The sequence below is a fragment of the Pseudomonas sp. MYb13 genome, from assembly GCF_002980075.1.
Classification (GTDB): Bacteria; Pseudomonadota; Gammaproteobacteria; order Pseudomonadales; family Pseudomonadaceae; genus Aquipseudomonas; species Aquipseudomonas lurida.
This window is the reverse complement of record NZ_PCQI01000003.1, coordinates 62,369-87,242: the sequence shown is the minus strand read 5'-3', so window position 1 is coordinate 87,242 and position 24,874 is coordinate 62,369. Positions and strand designations below refer to the sequence as shown.

Below are 24,874 nucleotides of genomic sequence, written 5' to 3'. Positions count from 1 at the left end.
AATACAAGGAAACACCTTATGCGCGTCTTGATCTGTGCAGGTCGTCATTACGCCGACACCAAAATGTCCCGCCAAGTGCTGGACGCTTACCACCGCCTGCGCCCGGTGCAGGTACTGATCCACGGCGGCAACCAGTTCCTCGGCAGCGACGTCGAGGACTGGGCGCGGGAACTGGGTATCGATGTGGTGCGCTACCCGCCCAACTGGCAACGCCACGGCAAGCAGGCGGAGCGCCACCGCAACCATTTCATGCTGACTGACAGCCGCCCCGACGTGGTCATCGCCCTGCCGGGTGGCGACGACACTTGCGAGCTGGTCTGCCAGGCCAAAGCCAGCGGCATTCCGGTGCTGACCGTAGAGAGCTGAATTCAAGCGAGGTGCATCATGCACAAAAAACACACCCGCGAGCGCCAGGACGGGTTCGCCAAATACCGTGCGCGCCACTATCGAGGCGCACGTCACACCTTACTGCTGCTGCCGGCGACCAAACGTCGCGCATTGCAGCGCAACCTGATCTTCATCGGCCTGACCCTGGGTATCCTGCTGGTGATTGCCTTGTTGTCGAAGGCCAATGCCGCCGGTGGTGCCTATGCGGTCGACGACGGCGCGATCAATGCGCCAGGCGAATGCAACGTGGACGCCTGGTTTACCGCCAATCGACACCAGGGCAGCACCCATAATGAAACGCTGTCGCCGGCCTGTACGTTCCGCTCGATGCCCTCGGTGCAGTGGGGCGCGGCCCTCTCACGCGCCACTGACGCAGGCCAAGGTCAAACCCAGGTGAACCCGCAGCTCAAGGCCCAGGTATGGTCGCGACAAGACCTGGGCCTGGAAATGGCCGTGGCGGCCGGCGCGCACTTTGCGCTGGATCGGCGGCACGGGTTTGATGGCGCAGACGTCAATATTCCGCTGACGTGGCAGCCGCTGGAGCCACTGCGCCTGAACCTGAACGCCGGCTGGTCCCATGCCTACAACGATGGCGACCCACAACACCGCCTGACCTGGGGCAGCGGCCTTGAGTACCAGGTGGCGCCCTCGTTGACACTGATCGCCGAGCGTTACGGCCAGGAAGGCGGCGATCAGGCCTGGCAGGCCGGGCCCAGGTTTCATCTGGGTGAGCGTGTCGACGTGGACCTGATTGTCGGGCGCAGCCTGATCGGCGAGCGTGCGCAGTGGCTGACCACGGGAGCCACGTTGCGTTTCTAGGCACCACTGAAGACGGATGTAGGGGCTGGCTTGCCTGCGATAGCGGTGTGTCAGGCAACGGAGATGTCACTTGGACTACCGCTATCGCAGGCAAGCCAGCTCCCATATTTACCCAGGTTCAACTCGACGTTTGCACTTCAGTCAGACCTTGGCCTGTTGTTCCAGGTGCAACTGCAATTGCGGGTCGATCTGCAGTTGCCCCGCCAGGTCATCCAGGTAATTGCGCTCGGCATCCTGCTGATCGTCCACCAGCATCACACTGGCCAGGTAAACCTCTGCCGCCACGGCCGGGTCACTGGCGAACTCGGCGAAGTCCGCAGCATCCAGGGGCTTGGCGACTTCGGCGTCGAGCCACTGTTGCAGTTGGGGGTCGTCGGTATGCCGTCCCAGCTCAGTGGAAATCAACTGCTGCTCTGATTCATCGATGCGGCCGTCGGCTTTGGCGGCAGCGATCAAGGCGCGTAATACTGCATGGCTGTGGGCTTCGGCTGCGGGGCCGTCAAGCTGGTCCACCGTCTGGAAGGCTTGCTGCGGCGCAGTGGCCTGCTGGCGCTGCCAGGCCTGATAAGCCTGGAACGCCGCCATGCCCAAGGAAGCCAGCGCTGCGTAGTTCATCCCGCCAGAGCGTCCCTGGGTCGGACGCGCGCCTGTTGCCCCGCCCAACATACCGCCCAGACCTCCCAGCAGGCCTCCCAGGGCGCAGTGTAGGCTTATTACAACCATAGCCCGCCGCTGCTGGAACACCATGACCGCCGAGCGGGCACAGCCTATGATGGCGTCACCGTGCCTTCGAGGGAAAACCGCAGTGAACCGGATTGAGCACATTGTATTGATGGCGAGCTACAACCAGTGGATGAACCGCAAGCTCTACGACGCAGCCCGTACGCTGTCGGATGCGCAGTTGCGTATCGACCGCCAGGCGTTTTTCGGCTCGATCCTCGGTACCCTGAACCACCTGGCCCTGGGCGACACGGTCTGGCTCAAGCGTTTTGCCCGGCATCCCGCCGACTACGCAGCACTGGTGCCGTTGAACACCATTGCAACACCTGTTGACCTCAAGCACCTGGCCTTTGCCGATATCCAGGAATTGGCGACCCGTCGCGCCTGGCTGGATCAGCTCATCGTCGACTGGGCCAACACTGTGCAGGAGCCCGAACTGGATCATCGCCTGCACTACACCAACATGCGGGGTGTGGCTGCCGAGAAGAACTTCTTCAGCCTGCTGGTGCATTTCTTCAATCACCAGACTCACCACCGAGGCCAGGCAACCACCTTGCTGGCCCAGGCGGGGTTGGATGTAGGGGCTACGGACTTACTGGCGCTGATTGACTGAACGCTGCATACGCCTGCAGCAAGCGCGGAAACGCCTGGGGTTCGGGCAATTGCGCAAAGCTTTCAATCGCCGGCGTGGACGCCCAGGGCAGCTTTTCGCTGGTCCAGGTTTCCATGAATGGCACGTACGCGCCGGCGTTATCCAGCAAGGTTGCGCGTACATTGACGAATTCATCGATGCCATGGGGGCGCGTGAACAGCCAGCTCATGCAATGCGGGCAAAAATAATGGCGGTCCACCCCCTTCAGCCCCCCCACCACCGGGCATCCCTGGGTCACGGTAAAACCGCTGGCCGGGATCAGCGCGCTCAAGGAAAACGCGCTGGAAGACATTTTCTGGCAACCGCTGCAATGGCAGGCCATGGTGATTACCGGGGCTGCACTCACGCTGAAACGCACACGCTCGCAGCGACAGCTGCCCTCATGTGACGGGGTGTCGTCGCTCATCATCGCTTCCTTTTTATTGATGGGTAGCGTGGCAGGTTAGCGCCCGCGCCCAAGGTTGACCAGGCTGGCAAACAAAACCGAACGCTGCCTCGTCGGTGGGGTCGAAATCCCAGGTGCCGGGATATTTTAGTGCCCCGCCCTCCCCGCGCGCATTGTGTGTCTACCCATGCGCGTACCCCCAAGAAGGAGACGCTTACATGGTCATTCACTTCAAAGTCGCAGGGCATCTGGCCTGTGGTCACCACGGCACCAACCTCCCTTCCAGCACAGAGCTGAACCGAGTCAAATGCCGTACCTGCCGCAACACCGAAGCCTACAAGGACGCGCGCCGCACCCAGCGCAACGCCGCCCGCCGCGCCAACCGCAAAGCCAGGACCCACACGGTCATCGACTGGCGCAGTGCATGGACAAAACGCCTCACCGATCTGCCCGGCCTGCAGCGCTTGCCACGCGGTTTCAGCGGCCAACCCTTCGTGTAAGCCACAGATGCAAAAAAGCCCCGCACAACGGGGCTTTTTTTATGTTCACTCAACCCTGGTCACAAACCGCTCTACTCCGGGCCCGATAGCCCGGCGGCGGCGCGTCAGCCGGGTTACTTGACCTTGCTGCTCAAACTGTCAAGGCTGCGCTTGAGATCATCAACACTGCGTTTCAAGCCATCAATATCGCTTTTCTGCCGATCGATCGTGCTTTTCTGATCCTCGACCGTGCGCTTGAGGCTCGCCACTTGGCTGTCACTCGAACTGGCGCTCGAACCGTCTTTGCGCTTGAGCGCCTCGAATGCCTCGTCCTGCCGTTCCAGCTTGCTCTTCAGGCCTTGCAGCTCGCCATCGCTGCGTTTCTGCGCGGCTTGCAGTTGCTCGATATCGGCAATCGATATGTTCGACGGCTTCAACACATACTGATTACCAGCCTCATAGGAGGCCCCCGCCAACCGGTCACTGCCCGACGCGTTGAAATCCCCCCACCTCGCGGCATCCCCGGCCTGCGCCGTACCCGACAACAGCGCCATGACACCAACTGCCACCCACCAAGAGCGCTTGCGAAGACTGAACATAAACCGATTCCTTTCCAGACTGCCGGGATGGCATATCGCTATGACTGCCTTTCAGGCAGCTTGTTCCCGTCCTGCAGGAATACTCTGGCTCACCTTTCAAAGCAGGTGTAGATCACTGATCTGCCAAGCATTTTCGCGCGCGCCTTTATGCAAGAAAGCGGCCTTCCGACCTTGCGTCGAAGCGCCTGGGTCTATATATTCCCAACCCTGCTACACCGCGCTACCGCCCGAATGGCGAAACTGGTAGACGCATGGGACTTAAAATCCCCCGCTCGTAAGGGCGTCCCGGTTCGATTCCGGGTTCGGGCACCATCTTTTGCTCTACTGACGGCCGTCAATGTCCGTAGACCCTTTAAAACTCGCCGTCTGGCGAGTTTTTTCGTTTATAGCATTCCTTTTGTTTCCAAGTGATCCCGGCATTTTCAAGGTCAATAGCTGGGGTAGGCCCCTGCCAACCCAGGACAACGCCTGGCTGATCAGTTGTTGGGGTGTTCGCTTGCGACTGAATCGGCAGCATCCACATCCGACATATCTTCTTCGAGCGGTGCGTCGTCGTCCGGCGGCACTGGGATAGCGTCCTCATCGCGCCGTGGGTCGTGCCCAGCTTCGTTATCGGTGCCACGGGTGACATCCTGCTGTGACATATTCCCTGGGGCGTTCTTGTTGATTTCCATGCTGGCTCTCCGGTCGTACGCTCGGGATATCCGCGCTTATGAATGAGAGACGGCACGGCATCCAGAGTGCCGGGCAATAGACGAATGGCGCCCATAAGCTGCCATGCACCGGGCGAGGCCCCTGTTCACCCGGCCGGACGAGTCGGTCCAAAGGGTTGACCCCGCAATGGTTTTTCCGGGCGACGGCGCCGGCACGCGGCAACGCGCTCACCGTGGCGTTGAAAGTTTCCTACGCTTGACACTCGAACGCAGTGATTGAAACCACATATCGGAGACTCACCATGAATCCCCACACCACCGCCCTTGTCCTGATCGAATTCCAGAACGACTTCACCACGCCCGGTGGCGTGTTCCATGACGCCGTCAAAGACGTCATGCACACCTGCGACATGCTGGCCAACACCGCGACCACGGTGCAACAAGCGCGCAAGCTGGGGGTAAAGATCATCCACCTGCCGATCCAGTTCGCCGACGGTTATCCGGAACTGACGATGCGCCACTACGGCATTCTCAAGGGCGTTGCCGACGGCGGCGCCTTCCGTGCCGGCAGCTGGGGGGCCGAGATCACCGATGCGGTGATGCGTGAAGCCGGCGATATCCTCGTTGAAGGCAAGCGCGGGCTGGATGGCTTCGCCACTACCGGCCTGGACCTGGTGCTGCGCAACAATGGCATCCAGAACCTGGTGGTAGCCGGGTTCCTGACCAACTGCTGCGTCGAAGGCACAGTGCGATCAGGGTATGAGAAAGGTTACAACGTGGTGACCTTGACCGACTGCACGGCGACGTTCACCGATGAACAACAGAAGGCGGCCGAGAACTTCACGCTGCCCATGTTTTCGCAGACGCTGCGGCATACCGAGTTTCTTGGGGCATTGAGCGCCAAGTAACCTATAAAAAAGGGGCGACTGATCACTCAGTCGCCCCTTTTTTGCTAGACCATCGATGATGGCTTAGCCGTTCAACGTCAGGCCCGGATAGGCCCGCACCGGCACTTTGTGTCGCTGCGGTTGCTGACGGGCCAGTTGTATCTGGACCTGCGCGACGGCCTCCAGCACGCGTTGCGCCCATTGCTGGTCTTCCGGGTCCACCACCACGACACGGAAGCCGTGATCGAAGCCTTCAAGCTGTACGCCCTCGGAGTCGTCGACATGCAAGTCGATGTCGAACGCCGGCGGGAATTTCGACGGAGTGCTCGACAGCCCGCGTTCGCTAAGGGCCTGGTTGTGCCGCACGCTGTTGACCACGCCATCGACGTGGATGCCGTACAGCAACAACCAACGGCGAATATAAGCCGGGGTGCGACCGGAAGAGGTGTAGACCCACACGCTGCAACCCTGGCGACGCAGTTCACGGGTGAGGGAGCGGGTGCCGCTGCGCAGCGGCTCACCCAGCCAACGATGCACACACGCCGGCAAACGGCTGTGTTCGGTCGCGCTGTGATGGAGTTGGCACGCCAGCGTGTCATCGATATCGAATGAAATACGGATGCGCTGACGCTTGAACACACGCGTAATGGTGTCTAGCACTGGAAACCTTCCCATCAATGGCCCCCCTGGTAGGCGGGCGCCGGTGCGTCGTTCAGGAAAAACTCCATGGGATCAGGGGCCTTATCTTCCAGGAACGCTGCATATTTTTTCTTGATCTTGGGCAATTCATACAATGCCATTACGCCATGCTTGGCGGAATTACGGATCACCGAGGACGGGTTGAAGTAACCCTCGGCGTTGTCCAGCGTCAGTACGAACGGCGCCAGCCCCTCGCGCATCAGCAGGTAACTGACGATCAGCGAACCACTGCGGTTATTGCCTTCAATGAACAACTGCGGCTTGCTGAGGACGCGCACATAGACACCGGCTGCGCGCTTCCACACTGATTCACTGTGGTGCTTGCAGTACCAGTTGTACAAATCCTTGATGCCGCCCTCGACATTGTTGAAAAAGTGCACTTCGGTCGCAGCCAGGTGCTGGGCGTATTCTTGCCTGCGCATCGGGTCTGTGCCGCAGAGCACCGTGGCATTGATCTCCAGCATCAGGTTCAACTGCTGAAGGTCGAACAAGTCGACACCGCGCGCCACATAGTCGTCAATCAAGGCATAGCCTTCAAGCACATTCTGCAGCACTTCGTCCGTCAACGGGTCGCGTGGCTCGGTAAAGTCCCGGCTGAGCTGGGCAAAACGGCCCTGCACCTCACGCAGTGCGCGTTCGATCGCGAGCAAATCAAGACGACGTATTGCAGTCATTGGCAATCCTGGAAAACGGTAGATGGCAGGGTCAGCTGAACTTGCCGCTGATGTAGTCCCCGGTCATTTGTTCCCGTGGGCTTTCGAAGATCTGGGTGGTCGGGCCCATTTCCACCAGATAGCCGGTGCGGGTGCCTTGGGAGATGTCCACCGAGAAAAACGCGGTGGTATCGGCCACACGAATCGCTTGCTGCATGTTGTGCGTCACCAGCGCGATGGTGTAGTCCTTTTTCAACTCGACCATCAGCTCCTCGACCCGGCGCGTAGCAATCGGGTCCAGCGCCGAGCAGGGTTCGTCCAGCAACAGCACTTCCGGCTCGGTAGCAATGGCGCGGGCGATGCACAGGCGTTGTTGCTGGCCGCCCGAGAGCGACAGGCCGCTGACCTTGAGCTTGTCCTTGACCTCGTCCCACAGCGCCGCACCTTGCAGCGCGTGCTTGACGCGGTCGCCCAGGTCGCCTTTGTAGCGGTTGAGCCGCAGGCCAAAGGCCACGTTGTCGAAAATGCTCATCGAGAACGGGTTCGGCTGTTGGAACACCATGCCGATGTAACGGCGCACGACGACCGGATCAACGCCCTTGCCATACACGTCCTGGCCAAGGAAATGCACATGACCCTCGAAGCGAAAGCCCTTCACCAGGTCGTTCATGCGGTTGAGGCTACGCAGTACGGTGGACTTGCCGCAGCCGGACGGGCCGATGAAGCCGGTGATCTTGTTCTTCTCGATCGGCACATGGCTGTCACGCACCGCCATGAAGTTGCCGTAGAAAATCTTGTCCAGCTTGCAGTCCATGACCACAGGCGACTGGGTGATAAACGGAGCGGCTACTTGCGCAGATGACATATTCAAAATTCAGGTGCTCCCGTTCTTAGTACTTGGGCTTGCCGAAGATACGGCTCACGATATTCACGACCAGCACGATCATTACCAGCACCAACGAGGCCGCCCATGCGAGCTCGAGCTGGTTGTCGAAAGGCATGCCGGAGAAGTTGTAAATCAGCACGGCCAGGGACGCCGTCGGATTCATGACTGCCAGGTTGCCGTCGTGGTAGATCCAGTAGTTACTGAACAGCGCAGTGAACAACAGCGGCGCGGTCTCGCCGGCGGCACGCGCCACGGCGAGCATCACACCGGTGAGGATCGCGGGCATGCCGGTGGGCAAGACGATTTTCCAGATCACCTGCGAGCGGGTGCAGCCCATTCCGTAGGCAGCATCCTTCATGATCTTGGGCACCATCTTCATCGACTCTTCGGCCGTCAGCACCACGATAGGCAGCATCAGTACGGCCAGCGCCACGCCACCTGCCGGTGCCGAGTAAGTCCCGGTGGTCATGACCACCAGGGCGTAGGCAAATACACCTGCCAGAATCGACGGCAAGCCCGTGAGCATCTTGGCGGCAAAGCGCGAGGCGTTCGCCAGCTTGCTATCCGGCCCCAGTTCTGCCAGGAAAATCGCGGCCAGGATGCCCACCGGCACGGCGATGGCTGCGGCAATGCCGACCATCACGAAGGTGCCTGCCATGGCGTTGCCGAAACCACCGCCGGTCTCGAAACCGGTCGGGGGCAGTTCGGTGAACACTTCCAGGCTCAGGCGCGCGCCGCCCCGGGTGATCAGCATGTAAAGCACGGAAATCAGCGGCACGCTGGCCAGCAGCGCGCCCAGCCACACCAGGGTGGTCAGCACCAGGCTGCGCAGGGCTCGGCCTTCGAACCGGCGCTGCAGGCTTGGCATGGCGGTGATGGGCGATGAGAGGTCAGTCATTGCTTGGTACCTCGCTGGGCGTAGACCATGATCATCGAACCGATGATGTTCACCAACAGCGTGATGAACATCAGCACCAGTGCGGCGTACATCAATACTTCGATCTCGTTCGGGCCGGCTTCGGGGAAGTTCAGCGCCAACAAGGCCGCCAGGGTATTGGCCGGTGCGAACAGCGAAAGAGAAATGTTGTTAGCGTTACCGACCAGCATGGCCAGCGCCATCGTTTCACCTAGGGCGCGGCCCAGGCCCAGTACCAGCGAACCGAAGATGCCAGTGGCAGCAGATGGCACCATCACCTTGAGAATCGCTTCCCAATGGGTGGTGCCCATGCCGTAGGCGGCTTGCTTGGTTTTCATCGGTACACCCGTGAGGGCGTCCTGGGAAACGGCGGCAATGGTCGGCAGAATCATGATGGCCAATACCAATGATGCCGGTAACAGGCCCGGCCCGCTCAAGGAGGTGCCGAAGAACGGAATCCAGCCGAGCTCGCTGTTCAGCCACGCCGTCAACGGGCGGATCGCTGGAATCACCACATAGATACCCCACAGGCCGTAGACGACGCTGGGGATGGCTGCGAGCAATTCGACGATGGTGCGGAATACCGCAGCCAGCTTGGCGGGTAGAAAATCCTGGGTGAGGAAAATCGCCATGCTGACGCCGAAAAAACCTGCGATCAGCAACGCGATGAGGGCGCTGTAAAGCGTGCCCCAAATAGCCGGCAGAATGCCGTATTTGCCTTGGTTAACGTCCCAGACACTGCCGAACAGCACGTCAAACCCGTGCTTTTCCATGCCTGGAAGAGCCTTGCGCCCTACTTCGAAGACCAGCGCGAAAACCAGCGCCAGCACCAGCACTACGCCTATGCGTGCTAGCGCACGGAAGGTGCGGTCAACCATGAAGTCCTTCGTGGACGGCGGCTGGCACGCAGAATCCGGGTTAACCGGTACGACAAAAGGTGTGTTCATGGGCTAATTCCGGAACAAGGGGGGAACGCTCCCGGCACGGTTGAAAACCCCTACCGGGAGCGGCCTGGCGAGCCTTACTGGATGTTGGCGGAAGCTTTACGAACTTGATCGACAACCGAAGGCGGCAATGGGATGTAGCCCATCGAGTCGGCGATTTTCTGACCTTCGGTCAGGCTGTACTCAACCATGTCACGCATGGCCTTGGCCTTGGCCGGGTTGCCGTTGTCCTTGCGGAAGATCATCCAGGTGTAGGAGGTGATCGGGTAGGACTTGGCGCCATCCGGATCCGGCAGCCAAGCCACCAGGCTTTCCGGCATTTTTACCGCAGCCAGGGCTTCGGCGCCGCTCTCGGCGTTCGGTACCACGTACTTGCCGGCCTTGTTCTGCAACTGGGCAAAGTCAACCTTGGCGAGTTTGGCGAAGCCGTATTCGATGTAGCCGATCGCGCCTGGGGTCTGGCGCACGGTGGCGGTCACGCCATCGTTCTTCGGCGACTTGATGAATTTGTCGCTGGCCGGCCAGTTGACCGTATTGCCTTCGCCCAAGTCCTTCTGGAACTCAGCGTTGATCGCCGCCAAGTGCTTGGTGAATACGGCCGTGGTGCCGCTGGAGTCTGCGCGCACCACAACGGTGATCGGCATGTCAGGCAGTTTCAGGCCAGGGTTGGCGGCGACGATCTTCGGATCGTTCCACTTGGTGATCTTGCCCAGGAAGATGTTGGAGTAAACATCGCGAGGCAACTTGAGTTCCTTAGGGTTGCCCGGCAGGTTGAACGCCAACACGATTTCACCGGCAGTCATCGGCAGCAACTGGGCGCCTTCGGCAACCTTGGCGATGTCTTCGTCTTTCATGGCCGAGTCACTGGCGGCAAAGTCGACAGTCTTGTTCAGGAAGTCCTGTACACCCGCACCGCTACCCTTGGACTGGTAGTCAACGGTAACGCCAGCACTTTTCTTGCTGAAATCCTTGAACCAGGTGAGGTAGATCGGCGCTGGGAAACTCGCACCGGAACCGGTCAGGCGGATGCTCTCGGCAGCAAACACCGAGGTGGCACTGAGAGAAACCGCAACGGCGAGTGCAGCAGACTTCATCAGACGTTTCATTCAGGAAAATCCTTGTGAATTACGGGCTCGGCAACTCTGCAACAATCTTGTTACGGTTTTATGAACGTGGAATGGCAAAACGCCTCGTTGTCCCCCTCTCCTGCCGCAAACGCGCATTTTGATGTAATTGGTTCGTAACAAATTGCGACTAAGACTTTGCCATCCTCCACGACGCGAGTTCCGCCCATGTCCTCAATAGAAGACACCTTGATGCAGCGCATCCACCGTGAGTTGCTCGATCACAGTGACGAAGAGCTGGAACTGGAATTATCCGAAGACGGGCACGACCTGAACGCCCTGTTTGACGAGCACGTCGGTGAGAGCCACGAGAAAGCCGCCCGGCGCATCTACTTCAGTGAACTGTTCCGCCTGCAGGGCGAACTGGTGAAACTGCAAAGTTGGGTGGTCAAGACCGGCCATAAGGTGGTGATCCTGTTCGAGGGGCGAGATGCCGCTGGCAAAGGTGGCGTGATCAAGCGCATCACCCAGCGCTTGAACCCCCGGGTGTGCCGCGTGGCCGCCCTGCCCGCGCCGAATGACCGCGAGCAGACCCAGTGGTACTTCCAGCGCTACGTCTCGCACTTGCCGGCCGCCGGCGAAATCGTGCTGTTCGACCGCAGTTGGTACAACCGCGCCGGCGTCGAAAAAGTCATGGGGTTTTGCAATGACGACCAATACGAAGAGTTCTTCCGTACCGTGCCGGAGTTCGAACGCATGCTCGTGCGCTCCGGCATCAAGTTGATCAAGTACTGGTTTTCGATTTCCGACCAGGAACAGCACCTGCGCTTTCTCAGCCGCATCCACGACCCGCTCAAGCAGTGGAAACTCAGCCCCATGGACCTGGAATCGCGTCGGCGCTGGGAAGCCTATACCAAGGCCAAGGAGATCATGCTCGAGCGCACCCACATCGCCGAAGCGCCGTGGTGGGTGGTGCAGGCCGATGACAAGAAGAAGGCGCGGCTCAACTGCATCCACCACCTGCTCGGGCAGATGCCCTATGAAGAAGTGAATCTGCCGGTGATCGAACTGCCACAGCGCGTGCGGCAGGAGGATTATTCCCGTAGCCCGACGCCCCCGGAACTGATCGTGCCCCAGCTCTACTGATCCCGCGCTTGAGCGGCGAGCGGGCAAGCCCGCTCGTCACAAGTAAGCTACAGCGGTGAGTTGCTCACCACCCGCAGCGCCAGCCCCTCATACGCATCCAGTGTGATCGTGAACGCGCCTTCCGCCGTAAGATCGCCTTCCACCCGCTCATTGATAATGTCCACCACCATCCCTGCGGCAATATCGGGCAGATGCAGGGTTTCGGTGATCGGTGTGGCCCCGAAGTTCAGCGCGGTGATTTGCGTGCCTTTGCCGGCCGGTAATTCGTGGACCATCACCAGCAGCCCCGGGTTCTCGACTTCCGGCACCTGGATCTGGCGGCTGGCGGCAATGTCGTAGGCACGCCGCACCGCGAGGATTTTCTGCAGTTGCGAGGCAAAGGACTCGGGGTCCTGCAATTGGCTGTTCAAGCTGCCATACAGGCTTTTCGAGCGCGGCATCTGCCCGGCGGACAGTTGCGCATCGGGGTTGAGGTCCACCAGGTCATAGGCGCCGCGATGAATCCAGCGTGTGTCGCCGTCCTGCATCAAATGCTCGACCTCTTCGGCCGCCAGTGGCAGTGCACCCACCAAATCCCAGCCCGACAAGGCAAACACGCCTGGCTGCATGGCGTTGTACATCACCAGCAGCAGGTGGATCTGGCGGATCTGCTGGATATCTGCGGGGGTGATCGCATCCAGATCCCGAATACCCAGCGCCGCCGTGATGATGCTGGCCGTGGTGCAGGACACACCGTTGGTCACGAACTTCAAATTGTATGGCGCATGCTCGCCGGCCAGTCGTTCGTACATCTGTTCGCGAATGTGCTCGCGCAGGATATTCCCGGGGAACGTCTGGCCCTGGTAAAGGAACGTGTCATGGGCGTGCAGGGTCCAGAAGTGCACCAGCTCCAGGGTCAATTCATCGTGGTTCTGCAGCGCGTGGATCAGCGAGCCGGGGTCGATGCCCTGGCGGTGCATTTCGCGCAGCATCAAGCGAAGGAACTCGGCGTCCCCCATCAGCAGCGCGTGTTGGTACGCCGGGCGGGTGATGAAGTCATAGGACAGGTCGGCACCGCCATGGGACATGGACGCGATGTCATCCACGGTGAGGTTCAACTCCTGGAAACTGAAGCCGCCCGCCTTGCGAATCGCCCCGCCCAGTAACTGGTTGCCGGTGATCGACAGCGGATGGCTCTCGGACCACGCCGTGCCATCCAGCTTGCGCTCCACACCGAGGAACCCATTGGCGTCCAGGCGCAGGATCTTGGCGCCCATCACATCGATGGCGTGCAGCGCATCACCGATGATCATCTGCTGCGCGGCGAAGGTGGGGTCCAGCCAATTCAGCGACGGCTGCCCTTCCTTGAAATAATGCAGGTACACCCAGCGACGCGGCTTGCCATCCACGCCCAGTACCACCTGGGTGGCGCTCCAGTCGGTTTCCTTGACGCCAGGCTCGAAGAAGATCACCCGCTGCAACTGGCCGACGATGTAGTGCTTGTCGCGCAATGCATCAACCTGCGCAGGGCTGAGGTTCTGCGCATCGCGGCCCTCGGCCACGTCGGGCAGCAACGGCCAGTCTTCCTCGCGGATTTCTACCATGTGGTAAAGGCCGGGATAGTCCTCGTACGCCATCTCGGCCAGGCGAAAATCCGCGCCCTTGCCGGTGTGGGACGGGATCACATCGTCGATGATCACCGCGTTGTGCGCCGCCGCCATGCGCGTCAACGCCTGCAACTGCGCCTCGGTGCCCAGTTGCGGGTCAATCTCGAAACTGATGCGGTCGAAATTACCGTCGATGGTCGGTGTGTGCTGCATGCCACTCAAACCGCCGGATTTCTTCAGCGGGCCGTTGTGGATGCCTTGGATGCCGATCTTCGACAAGGCATGCCACAGCGTCTCATCCCCCAACGCCTCCAACACTGTGCCGCCTTCACGGGTCACGATCGACGCCGGGTACGCGGTAAACCATACCGACGACAACGCCGAGGCATCGCGTGGTCGGGTCTGCGCGTAAGGCTGCTGCCACAACCGGCCCTGGCCCGAATAGAGCTTGGCCCGCTGGCGTGCCGCGTGCAGCATCGATTGTTCCACCAGCCAGTTCACATGGTTGTTTTCAGCCGCCGTCATAAGCTTTGTACCTGTCGTCGTGAAGGAGTCCAGCGCGGCGATTTAAGCTTCCAGATCCCCGGCCGTATTCATATGAGGCGTCGAGGGGCTATTCGTTGCATTGAATAACGGGTCGCGTCTTTCGAAATAAGCAGCATGCTCCGGACTGGCATGGCGATGGACGAATTCCCTCATCATCTCAGACTGCGGCAGAAAGTCTGAAGCCACAAGCATGCCCCAGCGTTCGCTTGGGATCGTGTTCAACATTTCAGTCGATTTCAGGGTGGCCATCGACAACAACGGGACCAGCATTTCGTTAGAGATCAGAGGCTGTTTAAGTAAGTACAGTTGCAGCTTGTGATGCTCGTCAGGATGAAGCTGCCAGAGAAAATCGCCCAAAACCTCCACATTCAGGACAATGAAACTATTGAAATCCGCGCTTTTCTTCCTATTGCGATGCTCCGCCTTGGTGTGGAAACGTGGCATGAGGCTCCCGGCATTCGCTCGAAAATACGACCAAACCGCCTCAGCTTTGTCACTGACTCTATTGGCAGCCAACAACCGCTCCCACAGTTTCTCAGGGGCGCTTGCAAGTGTCGTGAATTGACAGTTGGTGCGATCCAGCAATGGATTGACCCACTCAGACTCGGCACCGATAGCCGCAAGCAACGCGGCCAATGACTCTGCGGACTCATCCAGCAAGCCAGTCTGGCTAAGTAATTGCTGGGCCAGTCTCTGTGGGTCACGCTGCAGCAACCTGTCGATCCCTTCCAGTCCAAGCGCTGTCAGGCGACGGTAAGTCACAGGCGATTGCTGCTGGGAGTCCGATTCAAAAGACGCACATATCAAAAGGAGCATTTTCAGCTCGGGCGCTATAAACCCCCAGCTCACCAATTGCTTAAGGTCATTCGCCGCGACAGTGTCGCTGAGGTTATAAAGTTGCACGGGGTGTTGACGCAACCAACCCCAAGTGGCCTCGCCCTCGGCAAGCAATGAGACAACATGGCTGACGTCCTGCAACCCTTCGAGGATTTCCAGCACACCATGGTCGCAGTCTTCCAGCGCGCTGATTTGCCCATGGCTCAAGCTGCTGACCATTACGCAGAGCAATGCCTGCCTTGGACCGCTGTCCACAAACCGTTTCGACGAGAACAATCCCTCAAGAGACTCAGGGTCGATGTCGTAGATGGCTTGAATCAAGGTGGGGGCGTTTTCGCTCGTCAGGATGTAATCCACCACACTGGCAAAGCGCGGCATGAATTGCGCTGCTGTGCTGAGGATCGCGCTTAGCTTCCACCAATGAGGGCCATGATCCGCAGCCGTGTATTGACTGCACAGGTAATCGACCAACCCTGCAATCAATCCGCGCCCCTCCCCCAAGGCTTTTTGGTCAAGTTTGCCGAGCACTCTCTCAGGATTGTTGACGACTGTCATCACATCCGGTGACTCACCACCGCGCAAGGCCAGGATCAGGTTCTTGTCATCTTGCGTCAGGGACCCCTCGTAGAAGAACCCCTGGTAATCGTAATAGTCGGTATCGAGATACCCTTCACGCATCAGGTAAATCAAGGCTTTCGTACCCTTGAGCTTCTGGGCCAGTACTTCGCCATACTCCGCTTTTGCGGCCTCTCTGAACGACATTCGCTGGATGCGGATGCTTTGGTCGTTGAGCGCTTCGATCTCCCTGGCAAACACCTCCCGCTCAGCCGTCAGTCGAGAAGCGCGTTCTCGGTATGACATCAACTGCAAGACGCCCTCGCTTTCAACCGTCTTCACTTGGGCGCCAAAGCTGATGTGATGACGACTCTCCATAGACAGCGTCCGGTCCGTCTTGAAGATTTCATCAAAAAACTTGTCTTGTACAAACTCTGTCAACGTCACTGTCACTTCGTTGTCATACGTGAGATCGGTGGTGTCCACCGGATTGATCAGCTTGACGACCTGGTACCAGACGCAAACTCTCAGCTCTTCCAGACTGGCAACGTGCTCGCGCTCCATAATTGCCAGTTGCTCTCGCAGATAAGATACCTGCGCCTCAATCTCTTTTGCCTGGGCAATACGCCAATCACCAAACTCATTGAAGACAGAAAAAATCGGCCCGCGTCGCTTGGTCAGCTCGGCACAAGCCTCCGGGTATAGGTTGCGCACGACCACCATCGCCAACAGTTTGTTGGCGTCCAGTCTCACACCGCGACCACCCAACAGGCTGGAGAACAAGTCCAACTCATTGACGATGTTCTTGATCAACCGCATATCGTCGATGTAGTAACACACCGTCTCGATCAACTCTGGGTCGAAACGGCGAATTGAATCAAAGCGTTTTGCCTTGAGCAGGTCCGTCATCTTTTCCTGCGAGTTCTCCGAGTTGACCACGGGAACCACAGGAATGATCAGGTCGAAGAACTTTGCCTGGTCGTCGGCGAAGAACAGTTCATCGCGTATTGCATAGATGAAATGCACAGGACGCGCGACTTGCGGTGATTGCTTGATGGTGAAGTTAATTTCACGCAGGCGGAAGAACACATCCTGAATGCCGAACCGGTCAAGGTCCTCGATCACGACGACGTTAATATCACTACGTTCGAAACAGTAGATAATCTCGTCGACATGCTTGTGCAGCACTGACCCATGATGAATGGATTCCAGTTTTCCGCCTTTGAGGGTCAGCCCGTCGATGCTGAAGAGCGACAAGTACTTCAACGCGCAATACAGCAAATACACACCTGCAGCCAGGATGAATGCGAGTGTGCAACTGTCCGGCACCCAAAGCAGTTGAGTGATAAGCCAATCGGGAACGTATTTGGGCATAGGATCTACGAAAGGCAGGTAGAGCCGCACTCCACTGGCAATCAATAGGGCAAAGAACACCGTATAAAACACGTTGCGGGCATTAGAAGCATGTACGATTCGTTTCAATCGCGTCTTTGGCACTTTTCGCGCAGGTACGGCGTAGAGCAGTTGTTGGACGATGGTTTCTTCAATGCGCGGCATCAGATCATCGTTTTTCGCCTGCGATTCAGCCGGCGATATGGCACGCTCTGCCGGGCTGTCTTGACTGAACGTGGCGAGAGAAATGAATACAGGCTCGTATTCGGGGTGACGATTAAAAAAAGTCCTGATCACACTGCTCTTGCCTGCGCCGTACCCCCCCGTTATCGCAATATTGCGAACCTGCTCGTTTTCGAGCGCGTGCAGCAACTCACTGACATAACGATCAGCGTGCGAGCCGTTAAGCAATACAGGCGTCAAGTCTACGAAACCTTCTTCATTCAAGGGCACCGCCTTGTGCGCCCTCCACATCTTGAAAAAGGCGCTAATACTGCGTTTGAACCTGATCACTATTCCTTGTGTCACTGAATCATCCTTTTGCAATCTGAGGTACGGCATGAAAGCGCCCACCATGATAGCTCACTGCCATCCTCGCAGTCCTGCAATCCAACTCAAGGTAGTTGATTGGTTCCACACAGCGGAGCGTTGCTATCGCCGACAAACCGGCGCCTACGGGCCGGTGATCGTCAGTGGGTATCGCGATACTGCCTCGGGGTAAACCCCGTCGACGCCTTGAACTGGCGGGTGAATGCGCTGTGGTCGGTGTACCCGCACTGCAACGCAACCTCTGTGATCGGCAGGTCGGTGTGCAACAAGCGGTGGGCATGCTCGAGCCGCACCTTCTGGATCATCTGCCGGGGCGTGAGGTGGAACACGCGCTTGCAGTAGCGCTCCAGTTGCGCCACGGAAATTCCGGCGATGCGTGTCAGTTCACCCAGGGTGACGCGACGGTTGAAATGCGCGCGGATGTGCGCATCCACGGCGGCCAGGCGTTGGTAGGCCGGGTGGCTTTCGCTGGCAGTCTGCAGGTCGACCGAAATGCCGGCCAGGCCAATGATCGCTCCCGCGTGGTCGTACAGCGGCCATTTGTGGGTCAGGCACCAGCCGGGTTCGCGGGTGCCGTAGAGATGCAGTTCCAACTGGTCTTCCAGTACAAAGCCTTGCTCGAGTACACGCCGGTCCTGCTCGGTGTAGCCCGGCCCCAGTTGTGCCGGGAAAACTTCGGCGCTGGTCTTGCCCAACAACGGTTGCAGCTGCCTGAGGCCACAGCGCAGCACCAGGGTGCGGTTGGCAAGTACGTAGCGGGCCTGGGTGTCCTTGATGAAAATCGCGGCGTTGGGGATCACATCCAGCATCGGTAATAGCTGGGCTACACCGGCCAACAGCTGCTCGATGCTGTGGGGACGGCTCGCCTCGCTCCCTTGGCCAAGGGTCGCAAACACGCTTTGCATCATGACAGTTGATCCCCTGCAGATGGCTTCGTCGCGTAGCAGAGTGCCCGATGCCCGGGGGGCTGTCGAGCGGGGAAAACTGTGCTGATTTCGTCATCGAAGCCGGCAAAAAACATCAATCGCGCCGCCGCCCATGCGTTCACTGTATGGCCACTGCATGCCTATCCAATAACTCACAAGAAGGCGACGCTATGTCAGGTCAGGGCAAGTTCAAGAAACAACTTTCATTGATGGACCTCACCTTCATCGGGCTGGGCGCCATCTTTGGTTCAGGCTGGTTATTCGCAGCCAGTCACGTGTCTGCGATTGCAGGCCCTGCGGGTATCATTTCCTGGCTTATCGGGGGGTTCGCGGTGCTGTTGCTGGGCATCGTGTACTGCGAACTGGGCGCCGCATTGCCCCGCGCTGGCGGCGTGGTGCGCTATCCGGTCTATTCCCATGGCCCGCTGTTGGGCTACCTGATGGGCTTCATCACGCTGATCGCGTTTTCCAGCCTGGTGGCCATCGAAGTGGTTGCCTCGCGCCAATACGCAGCAGCATGGTTTCCAGCGTTGACCAAGGCCGGTTCCAGTGACCCCACTACCCTCGGCTGGCTGGTGCAATTGGCCCTGCTGTGCCTGTTCTTCATCCCAATTACCGCAGCGTGAAAACCTTTGCCATCGCCAATAACCTGGTGAGCGTGTTCAAGTTCATCGTGCCGTTGCTGGTGATTGGCGTGTTGTTTACGTTCTTCAAGCCGGCGAACTTCCAGGTGCAAGGTTTCGCGCCCTTTGGCCTGTCGGGCATCGAGATGGCCGTGTCGGCCGGCGGGGTGATTTTTGCCTACCTGGGGCTCACGCCGATCATCTCGGTGGCCAGTGAAGTGAAGAACCCGCAACGCACCATTCCCATCGCCTTGATCCTCTCGGTGCTGCTCTCCACGGCGATCTACGTGCTGCTGCAAACCGCGTTCCTCGGTGGTGTGCCCACGCAAATGCTCGCCAATGGCTGGGCCGGGATCAGCCAGGAACTGGCGCTGCCCTACCGGGATATCGCCCTGGCGCTGGGCGTGGGCTGGCTGGCGTACCTGGTGGTGGCCGACGCGGTGATCTCCCCCAGCGGCTGCGGCAACATCTACATGAACGCCACCCCGCGCGTGGTGTATGGCTGGGCGCAGACCGGCACGTTCTTCAAGCTCTTCACTCGCATCGATGAGAAGTCCGGCATTCCGCGCCCGGCGTTGTGGCTGACCTTTGGCTTGTCGGTGTTCTGGACCCTGCCGTTCCCGTCCTGGGAAGCGCTGATCAATGTGGTGTCGGCGGCGCTGATCCTCAGCTACGCGGTCGCGCCGGTCACCGTGGCGGCGCTGCGCCGCAATGCACCCCAGATGGCGCGCCCCTTCCGGGTCAAGGGCATGGCGGTGCTTGGCCCGCTGTCGTTCATCATCGCCGCGCTGATCGTGTACTGGTCCGGCTGGAGCACTGTCTCCTGGCTGCTCGGGCTGCAGATCCTGATGTTCGGGGTGTACCTGCTGTGCGCGCGGTGGGTGCCGACCGCGCACCTCAATCTCAGCCAGCAAGTACGCTCATCCGCCTGGCTGATCGGCTTCTACGCGGTGACCATCCTGCTGTCCAAACTGGGCAGTTTCGGGGGCCTCGGTGTGATCAGCCACCCGTTTGACACGCTGGTGGTCGCCGCCTGCGCGCTGGGCATTTACTACTGGGGCGCAGCCACTGGCGTGCCAGCCCATCTGGTGCGCCTGGAACACGAAGCCGACGAAAGCGAAACCGTCGACGAGCCCCATGGCCGTGCCCCGCTGACGCCGGCAACCCACTGATTGGAGTGTTTTATGAAGCGATTGCATGTGATCGACTCCCACACCGGCGGCGAGCCCACCCGCCTGGTGATGAGCGGTTTCCCCACGCTCACCGGCAGCACCCTGGCTGAGCAGTTGGAAAACCTGCGCAGCGAGCATGATGAATGGCGCCGCGCCTGCATCCTGGAACCACGGGGCAATGATGTACTGGTGGGCGCGCTGTACTGCCAGCCGGTTACGCCGGGCGCCGTCTGCGGGGTGATCTTTTTCAATAACGCCGGCTACCTGGGCATGTGTGGGCACGGCACGATTGGCCTGGTCGCCTCCTTGCATCACCTGGGGCGTATCGTCCCCGGTGTGCACCGCATCGACACGCCCGTGGGCCTGGTCGAGGCGACGCTGCACGACGACGGCGCGGTGACACTGGGCAATGTGCCCGCCTACCGCCATCGCCGCCAAGTGCCGGTAGAGGTGCCGGGCCACGGCGTGGTGCTGGGCGATATCGCCTGGGGCGGCAACTGGTTTTTCCTGGTGTCCGAGCATGGCCAGCGCCTGCAAATGGACAATGTCGACGCCCTCACCGACTACACCTGGGCAATGCTCAAGGCCCTTGAGGAGCAAAACATCCACGGCGCAGACGGCGCCCCGATCGACCACATCGAACTGTTCGCCGACGACGACCATGCCGACAGCCGCAACTTCGTGATGTGCCCCGGCAAAGCCTACGACCGCTCCCCCTGCGGCACCGGCACCAGCGCCAAGCTCGCCTGCCTGGCCGCCGATGGAAAGCTCGCCCCCGGCCAGCCGTGGATACAAGCCAGCATCACCGGCAGCCAATTCGAAGGCCGCTATGAATGGGACGGCGAGCGCGTACGCCCGTTCATCACTGGCCGCGCCTACATGACCGCCGACAGCACCCTGCTGATCGACGCGCAGGACCCCTTTGCCTGGGGCATCTGAGCCCTCCCCTTACTTGACTGGAAACTGGAGTTAGCACATGAGCGACAACATCTTTACCGGCTGCATCCCCGCCCTGATGACCCCGTGCACGGCAGAGCGCACACCGGACTTCGACGCCTTGGTCGCCAAAGGCCGCGAGCTGATCGATGCCGGCATGAGCGCCGTGGTGTACTGCGGTTCCATGGGCGACTGGCCGTTGCTCACCGAGGCCCAGCGCCAGGAAGGCGTGGCGCGCCTGGTGGCGGCCGGTGTGCCGACCATTGTCGGTACCGGGGCGGTCAACAGCCGTGAAGCCGTGGCCCATGCCGCCCACGCGGCCAAGGTGGGCGCCCATGGCCTGATGGTGATTCCGCGCGTGCTGTCCCGTGGCGCTTCCGCTACCGCGCAGAAGGCGCACTTCTCGGCGATCCTCAAGGCCGCGCCCAATCTGCCGGCGGTGATTTACAACAGCCCGTACTACGGCTTCGCCACCCGCGCCGACCTGTTCTTCGAACTGCGCCGCGAACACCCGAACCTGATCGGTTTCAAGGAATTCGGCGGGGGTGCCGACCTGCGCTACGCCGCGGAACACATCACCTCCCAGGACGATAACGTGACCCTGATGGTGGGCGTCGACACCCAAGTGGTGCACGGTTTCGTCAACTGCAACGCCACCGGCGCCATTACCGGCATTGGCAACGCACTGCCTCGGGAAGTCCTGCAGCTGGTCGCGCTGAGCAAAAAGGCCGCCAAGGGCGATGCGAAGGCGCGCCGCCAGGCACGTGAGCTGGAGGCCGCGCTGGCGGTGCTGTCGTCGTTCGATGAAGGCTGCGACCTGGTGCTGTATTACAAACACCTGATGGTACTTAACGGCGACAAGGGCTACGCGCTGCACTTCAACGAGACCGATGTGCTCAGCGAGGCCCAGCGCCGCTACGCAGAAACCCAGTACACACTGTTCCGCCAGTGGTACGCCAACTGGTCGGCAGAACAGAACGTTGCTTGATGCCTCGCGTGCCGCTGCGGCGATCGCAGCGGCCCCCCCCCTTTTTTCCAGGACGACCCCATGACTCTGACGGGCAAGATGCTGATCGGTCAGCACGCCATTTCCGGTGACCGCGAGGCGATCCGGGCGATCAACCCCACCACCGAGGCAACCCTGGAGCCCGCCTACCTGGGCGGCAACGGCGACCACGTCGCACAGGCGTGCGCACTGGCGTGGGCGGCGTTTGACGCGTACCGCGAAACATCGCTGGAGGCGCGTGCCACGTTCCTTGAGACCATCGCCGCGCACATCGAAGCCCTCGGCGATGAACTGATCGACCGCGCCGTCGCCGAAACCGGCCTGCCCCGCCCGCGCCTCCAGGGCGAACGCGGGCGCACTTGCGGGCAACTGCGCACCTTCGCCCGCACCCTTCGCAGCGGGGAGTGGCTGGATGTGCGGGTAGACAACGCACAGCCGCAACGCCAGCCCCTGCCTCGCCCCGACCTGCGCCAGCGCCGCATCGCGTTGGGCCCGGTCGCCGTGTTTGGTGCGAGCAACTTCCCACTGGCGTTCTCCGTGGCCGGTGGCGACACCGCCTCTGCACTGGCCGCCGGTTGCCCGGTGATCGTCAAGGCCCACGGTGCTCACCCTGGCACCAGCGAACTGGTGGGCCAGGCGGTGGCGCAGGCGGTCAAGGCGTGTGGACTGCCGGAGGGGGTATTTTCGCTGCTGTACGGTTCGGACCGTGAGGTCGGTATAGCCCTGGTCACCGACCCGCGCATCAAGGCGGTTGGCTTTACCGGCTCGCGCAGGGGTGGCTTGGCGTTGACCCACGCCGCGCAGGCACGACCAGAGCCCATTCCGGTGTACGCGGAAATGAGTTCGATCAACCCCGTGTACCTGTTTCCGGCGGCATTGGCGGCCAGGGGCGAAGCACTGGCCCAAGGTTTCGTGGCGTCGTTGACCCAGGGTGCCGGCCAGTTCTGCACCAACCCAGGGCTGGTGATCGGGGTACAAGGGCCGGCCCTGAATCGCTTCATCAGCACCGCCAGGGAGTTACTGCCAAGCTGTGCCGCGCAGACCATGCTCACGCCCGGTATTGCCCGTGCCTACGGTTCAGGCGTGGGCGCGTTGACTGAACACGCCAAGGTTGCCGCAACGGGTTTGACCGCAACAGGTCCCAACCAGGGCCAGGCGTATATGTTCGTGACCCCGGCGCAGGCCTTCCTGGCCAATGAGCACCTGCAAGCCGAAGTCTTCGGTGCCGCATCCCTGATCGTCGTCTGCGCCAGTCCTGAAGAAGTACGCGAGGTTTCTGAACACCTGGAAGGCCAGCTCACCGCCACCTTGCACCTGGATGAAAACGACCTGCCCGATGCCAAGGCACTGCTGCCGGTGCTTGAACGCAAGGCCGGGCGCTTGCTGGTCAATGGCTGGCCGACCGGCGTGGAAGTGTGTGATGCCATGGTCCATGGCGGCCCCTTCCCAGCCACCTCGGATGCGCGCAGCACATCGGTGGGCACGGCGGCGATCCAGCGTTTCTTGCGGCCGGTGTGTTACCAGGGCTTCCCCGACGCATTGCTGCCCGATGCGCTCAAGCACGGCAACCCGTTGCTGCTGCGGCGCTTGCTCGACGGCCAGAGAGAGGCATAGGTGATGTCCGATCCCGATATCGCAGTGGTCGGCGCCGGTATTATCGGCGTTGCCTGCGCCCTGCAACTGGCGCGCCTTGGCCGGCAAGTGGTGGTAGTCGACCAACAGGCACCCGGCATGGGCGCGTCCTATGGCAACGCCGGGCACCTGGCGACGGAACAGGTGTTCCCGATTGCCGACGTGTCGATCCTAAAGCGCTTGCCCGCCATGCTGTTGGACCCCATGGGCCCACTGCGCCTGGATTGGAAGTACCTGCCGCACGCCCTGCCCTGGTTCCTGCGCCTGCTGCTGAACCTGCGTCCGGCGAGCTACCAGCGCACGGTCGCGGGGATCCGCGCGCTCAATGAAGGCAGCCTGGGCGCCTGGCAGCGCCTGTTGCACAGTATTGGGCGCGCGCATCTGCTACGCGAGGACGGCTCGCTGCTGGTGTTCGAGCAGGGCGACTCACGCCCGGCCCTCGAGGCACTGCAACGGCGCATGCAACAGCAGCAGGTGCCCGTGGACTTCTGGTCCGGCGAAGCCATACGCAAGGCTGCGCCGCTATTGAGCGACAACATTCAGGGCGGGCTGTTTTTTCCCGCGACCGGGCACTTCATAGACCCCTACCACGTGGTGGGAGAACTGGTTGAGGCCGCCAAGGCCAGTGGTGTGCAATTTCTCCAGCGTCGGGTGCTGGATGCCCGTCTTGAGGGACAGGGCGTGTTACTGACTACCGATCAGGGCACGTTGGCCGCACGCCAGGTACTCATCGCCTGTGGTGCGCATTCGGCCAGGCTCACTGCTGCATTGACCGGCAAAACAGTCCCACTGGACACGGAGCGCGGCTATCACCTGATGCTGCCCCACGAGCAGCATCGCTTGCCATTTGCCGTCACGTCCCTGGAACGCAAATTCATCATGACGCCTATGACCGACGGCTTGCGCCTGGCCGGCACGGTGGAATTCGCCGGTCTCGACACACCCCCGAACATGGAGCGTGCCTGGCAGTTGCACCGTCTGAGCAAAGGGTTGTTCCGCGAGGACTTGAGCGCACAGGATGCAACGACATGGATGGGGTTTCGGCCGTCCCTGCCGGACTCGCTGCCAATCATCGATCGGGTGTGTGGAGGGAAAGTGTTGCTTGCGTTCGGGCATCAGCATTTGGGGCTGACGCAGGCGGCGGTGACAGCGGAGTGGGTCGGTGAACTGGCGAGTTTGAACTCGGCACAGCCATTGGCGCTTTATCGCCTGGATCGGTTCTGAA

The 24,874-nt window shown here is 60.5% G+C and carries 22 protein-coding genes, 1 tRNA gene and 2 pseudogenes; 12 read left to right on the top strand and 13 right to left on the bottom strand.

The annotated features are described in order from the left end of the window. The first annotated feature begins 18 nt into the window (after positions 1-18). Both CQ002_RS07290 and CQ002_RS07285 read left to right on the top strand, forming a co-directional pair. Positions 19-366: a DUF2493 domain-containing protein gene (locus tag CQ002_RS07290; protein ID WP_034105114.1), complete on the top strand. Its 348-nt coding sequence runs from the start codon at positions 19-21 to the stop codon at positions 364-366. Between the two features lie 18 nt (positions 367-384). Next, positions 385-1,206 (top strand): hypothetical protein, encoded by an 822-nt coding sequence (locus tag CQ002_RS07285; protein WP_105162307.1) that lies wholly within the window; start codon positions 385-387, stop codon positions 1,204-1,206. Between the two features lie 141 nt (positions 1,207-1,347). On the opposite strand, the pseudogene CQ002_RS07280 reads toward CQ002_RS07285, so the two are convergent. Then, a pseudogene (locus tag CQ002_RS07280) lies at positions 1,348-1,902 on the bottom strand (tellurite resistance TerB family protein); the annotation flags it as partial. Between the two features lie 109 nt (positions 1,903-2,011). On the opposite strand from CQ002_RS07280, the gene CQ002_RS07275 reads away from it, so the two are divergent. Next, positions 2,012-2,539 carry a DinB family protein gene (locus CQ002_RS07275; protein WP_105162308.1) on the top strand — a complete coding sequence of 176 codons (528 nt, stop codon included), beginning with the start codon at positions 2,012-2,014 and terminating at the stop codon, positions 2,537-2,539. Here CQ002_RS07275 and CQ002_RS07270 read toward each other — a convergent pair. Continuing rightward, positions 2,511-2,984, bottom strand: a complete 474-nt coding sequence (locus tag CQ002_RS07270; protein ID WP_069023761.1) for a GFA family protein — start codon at positions 2,982-2,984, stop codon at positions 2,511-2,513. The two genes, CQ002_RS07275 and CQ002_RS07270, sit on opposite strands and share 29 nt — an antisense overlap. Positions 2,985-3,181: 197 nt before the next feature. Between CQ002_RS07270 and CQ002_RS07265 the strand changes: the two genes are divergently transcribed. Then, positions 3,182-3,463, top strand: a complete 282-nt coding sequence (locus tag CQ002_RS07265; RefSeq protein ID WP_105162309.1) for a hypothetical protein — start codon at positions 3,182-3,184, stop codon at positions 3,461-3,463. Positions 3,464-3,576: 113 nt separating this feature from the next. On the opposite strand, the gene CQ002_RS07260 is transcribed toward CQ002_RS07265, so the two are convergent. Beyond that, entirely contained in the window at positions 3,577-4,041 is a 465-nt protein-coding gene (locus CQ002_RS07260; RefSeq protein ID WP_105162310.1) for a hypothetical protein, read from the bottom strand. A gap of 225 nt (positions 4,042-4,266) precedes the next feature. Here CQ002_RS07260 and CQ002_RS07255 point away from each other — a divergent pair. After that, positions 4,267-4,353 (top strand) — tRNA-Leu (locus CQ002_RS07255). A 164-nt stretch (positions 4,354-4,517) separates the two neighbouring features. On the opposite strand, the gene CQ002_RS07250 is transcribed toward CQ002_RS07255, so the two are convergent. Beyond that, positions 4,518-4,715 (bottom strand): hypothetical protein, encoded by a 198-nt coding sequence (locus CQ002_RS07250; RefSeq protein WP_105162311.1) that lies wholly within the window; start codon positions 4,713-4,715, stop codon positions 4,518-4,520. A 281-nt stretch (positions 4,716-4,996) separates the two neighbouring features. Here CQ002_RS07250 and CQ002_RS07245 point away from each other — a divergent pair, with 281 nt between their 5' ends. Beyond that, entirely contained in the window at positions 4,997-5,602 is a 606-nt protein-coding gene (locus CQ002_RS07245) for a cysteine hydrolase family protein (RefSeq protein WP_034105091.1), read from the top strand. A gap of 63 nt (positions 5,603-5,665) precedes the next feature. Here the strand turns inward: CQ002_RS07245 and CQ002_RS07240 are convergent, their stop codons facing one another. The 6 genes from CQ002_RS07240 to pstS all read right to left on the bottom strand — a co-directional run bounded on the left by CQ002_RS07240 (position 5,666) and on the right by pstS (position 10,785). Continuing rightward, entirely contained in the window at positions 5,666-6,256 is a 591-nt protein-coding gene (locus CQ002_RS07240) for a hypothetical protein (protein ID WP_105162312.1), read from the bottom strand. Continuing rightward, entirely contained in the window at positions 6,256-6,954 is a 699-nt protein-coding gene (locus CQ002_RS07235; RefSeq protein WP_098466560.1) for a hypothetical protein, read from the bottom strand. The genes CQ002_RS07240 and CQ002_RS07235 overlap by 1 nt, the downstream gene beginning before the upstream one ends. Positions 6,955-6,985: 31 nt before the next feature. Further along, complete coding sequence (gene pstB / locus CQ002_RS07230; protein WP_217268052.1) at positions 6,986-7,747, bottom strand: phosphate ABC transporter ATP-binding protein PstB; 762 nt, start codon at positions 7,745-7,747, stop codon at positions 6,986-6,988. Between the two features lie 76 nt (positions 7,748-7,823). Beyond that, positions 7,824-8,717 carry a phosphate ABC transporter permease PstA gene (gene pstA, locus CQ002_RS07225; RefSeq protein WP_034105082.1) on the bottom strand — a complete coding sequence of 298 codons (894 nt, stop codon included), beginning with the start codon at positions 8,715-8,717 and terminating at the stop codon, positions 7,824-7,826. After that, complete coding sequence (gene pstC, locus CQ002_RS07220; RefSeq protein ID WP_105162313.1) at positions 8,714-9,682, bottom strand: phosphate ABC transporter permease subunit PstC; 969 nt, start codon at positions 9,680-9,682, stop codon at positions 8,714-8,716. The genes pstA and pstC overlap by 4 nt, the downstream gene beginning before the upstream one ends. A gap of 74 nt (positions 9,683-9,756) precedes the next feature. Beyond that, positions 9,757-10,785 carry a phosphate ABC transporter substrate-binding protein PstS gene (pstS, locus tag CQ002_RS07215; protein WP_069023754.1) on the bottom strand — a complete coding sequence of 343 codons (1,029 nt, stop codon included), beginning with the start codon at positions 10,783-10,785 and terminating at the stop codon, positions 9,757-9,759. A gap of 186 nt (positions 10,786-10,971) precedes the next feature. Between pstS and ppk2 the strand changes: the two genes are divergently transcribed. After that, the gene (ppk2, locus tag CQ002_RS07210; protein WP_105162314.1) at positions 10,972-11,889 is read left to right on the top strand and encodes a polyphosphate kinase 2; all 918 of its coding nucleotides are present in this window, start codon (positions 10,972-10,974) and stop codon (positions 11,887-11,889) included. Between the two features lie 47 nt (positions 11,890-11,936). On the opposite strand, the gene treS is transcribed toward ppk2, so the two are convergent. The 3 genes from treS to CQ002_RS07195 form a co-directional block, all read right to left on the bottom strand. Beyond that, positions 11,937-14,000, bottom strand: coding sequence for a maltose alpha-D-glucosyltransferase (treS, locus tag CQ002_RS07205; RefSeq protein WP_105162315.1), 2,064 nt, complete (start codon positions 13,998-14,000; stop codon positions 11,937-11,939). A gap of 42 nt (positions 14,001-14,042) precedes the next feature. Beyond that, a complete protein-coding gene (locus CQ002_RS07200; RefSeq protein ID WP_144401145.1) occupies positions 14,043-17,252 on the bottom strand; it encodes a hypothetical protein in 3,210 nt (1,069 codons plus the stop codon). 242 nt (positions 17,253-17,494) lie between these two features. Beyond that, a complete protein-coding gene (locus CQ002_RS07195) occupies positions 17,495-18,262 on the bottom strand; it encodes an AraC family transcriptional regulator (RefSeq protein WP_034105075.1) in 768 nt (255 codons plus the stop codon). A gap of 188 nt (positions 18,263-18,450) precedes the next feature. On the opposite strand from CQ002_RS07195, the pseudogene CQ002_RS07190 reads away from it, so the two are divergent. The 5 genes and pseudogenes from CQ002_RS07190 (at position 18,451) to CQ002_RS07170 (ending at position 24,873) form a co-directional block, all read left to right on the top strand. After that, a pseudogene (locus tag CQ002_RS07190) lies at positions 18,451-20,075 on the top strand (APC family permease). 12 nt (positions 20,076-20,087) lie between these two features. Continuing rightward, positions 20,088-21,014 carry a 4-hydroxyproline epimerase gene (locus tag CQ002_RS07185; protein WP_105162316.1) on the top strand — a complete coding sequence of 309 codons (927 nt, stop codon included), beginning with the start codon at positions 20,088-20,090 and terminating at the stop codon, positions 21,012-21,014. Between the two features lie 37 nt (positions 21,015-21,051). Beyond that, complete coding sequence (locus CQ002_RS07180; RefSeq protein ID WP_105162317.1) at positions 21,052-21,999, top strand: dihydrodipicolinate synthase family protein; 948 nt, start codon at positions 21,052-21,054, stop codon at positions 21,997-21,999. A gap of 60 nt (positions 22,000-22,059) precedes the next feature. Beyond that, a complete protein-coding gene (locus tag CQ002_RS07175; protein WP_105162318.1) occupies positions 22,060-23,631 on the top strand; it encodes an aldehyde dehydrogenase (NADP(+)) in 1,572 nt (523 codons plus the stop codon). 3 nt (positions 23,632-23,634) lie between these two features. After that, positions 23,635-24,873 carry an FAD-binding oxidoreductase gene (locus tag CQ002_RS07170; RefSeq protein WP_105162319.1) on the top strand — a complete coding sequence of 413 codons (1,239 nt, stop codon included), beginning with the start codon at positions 23,635-23,637 and terminating at the stop codon, positions 24,871-24,873. The last annotated feature ends 1 nt before the right edge of the window (position 24,874 follow it).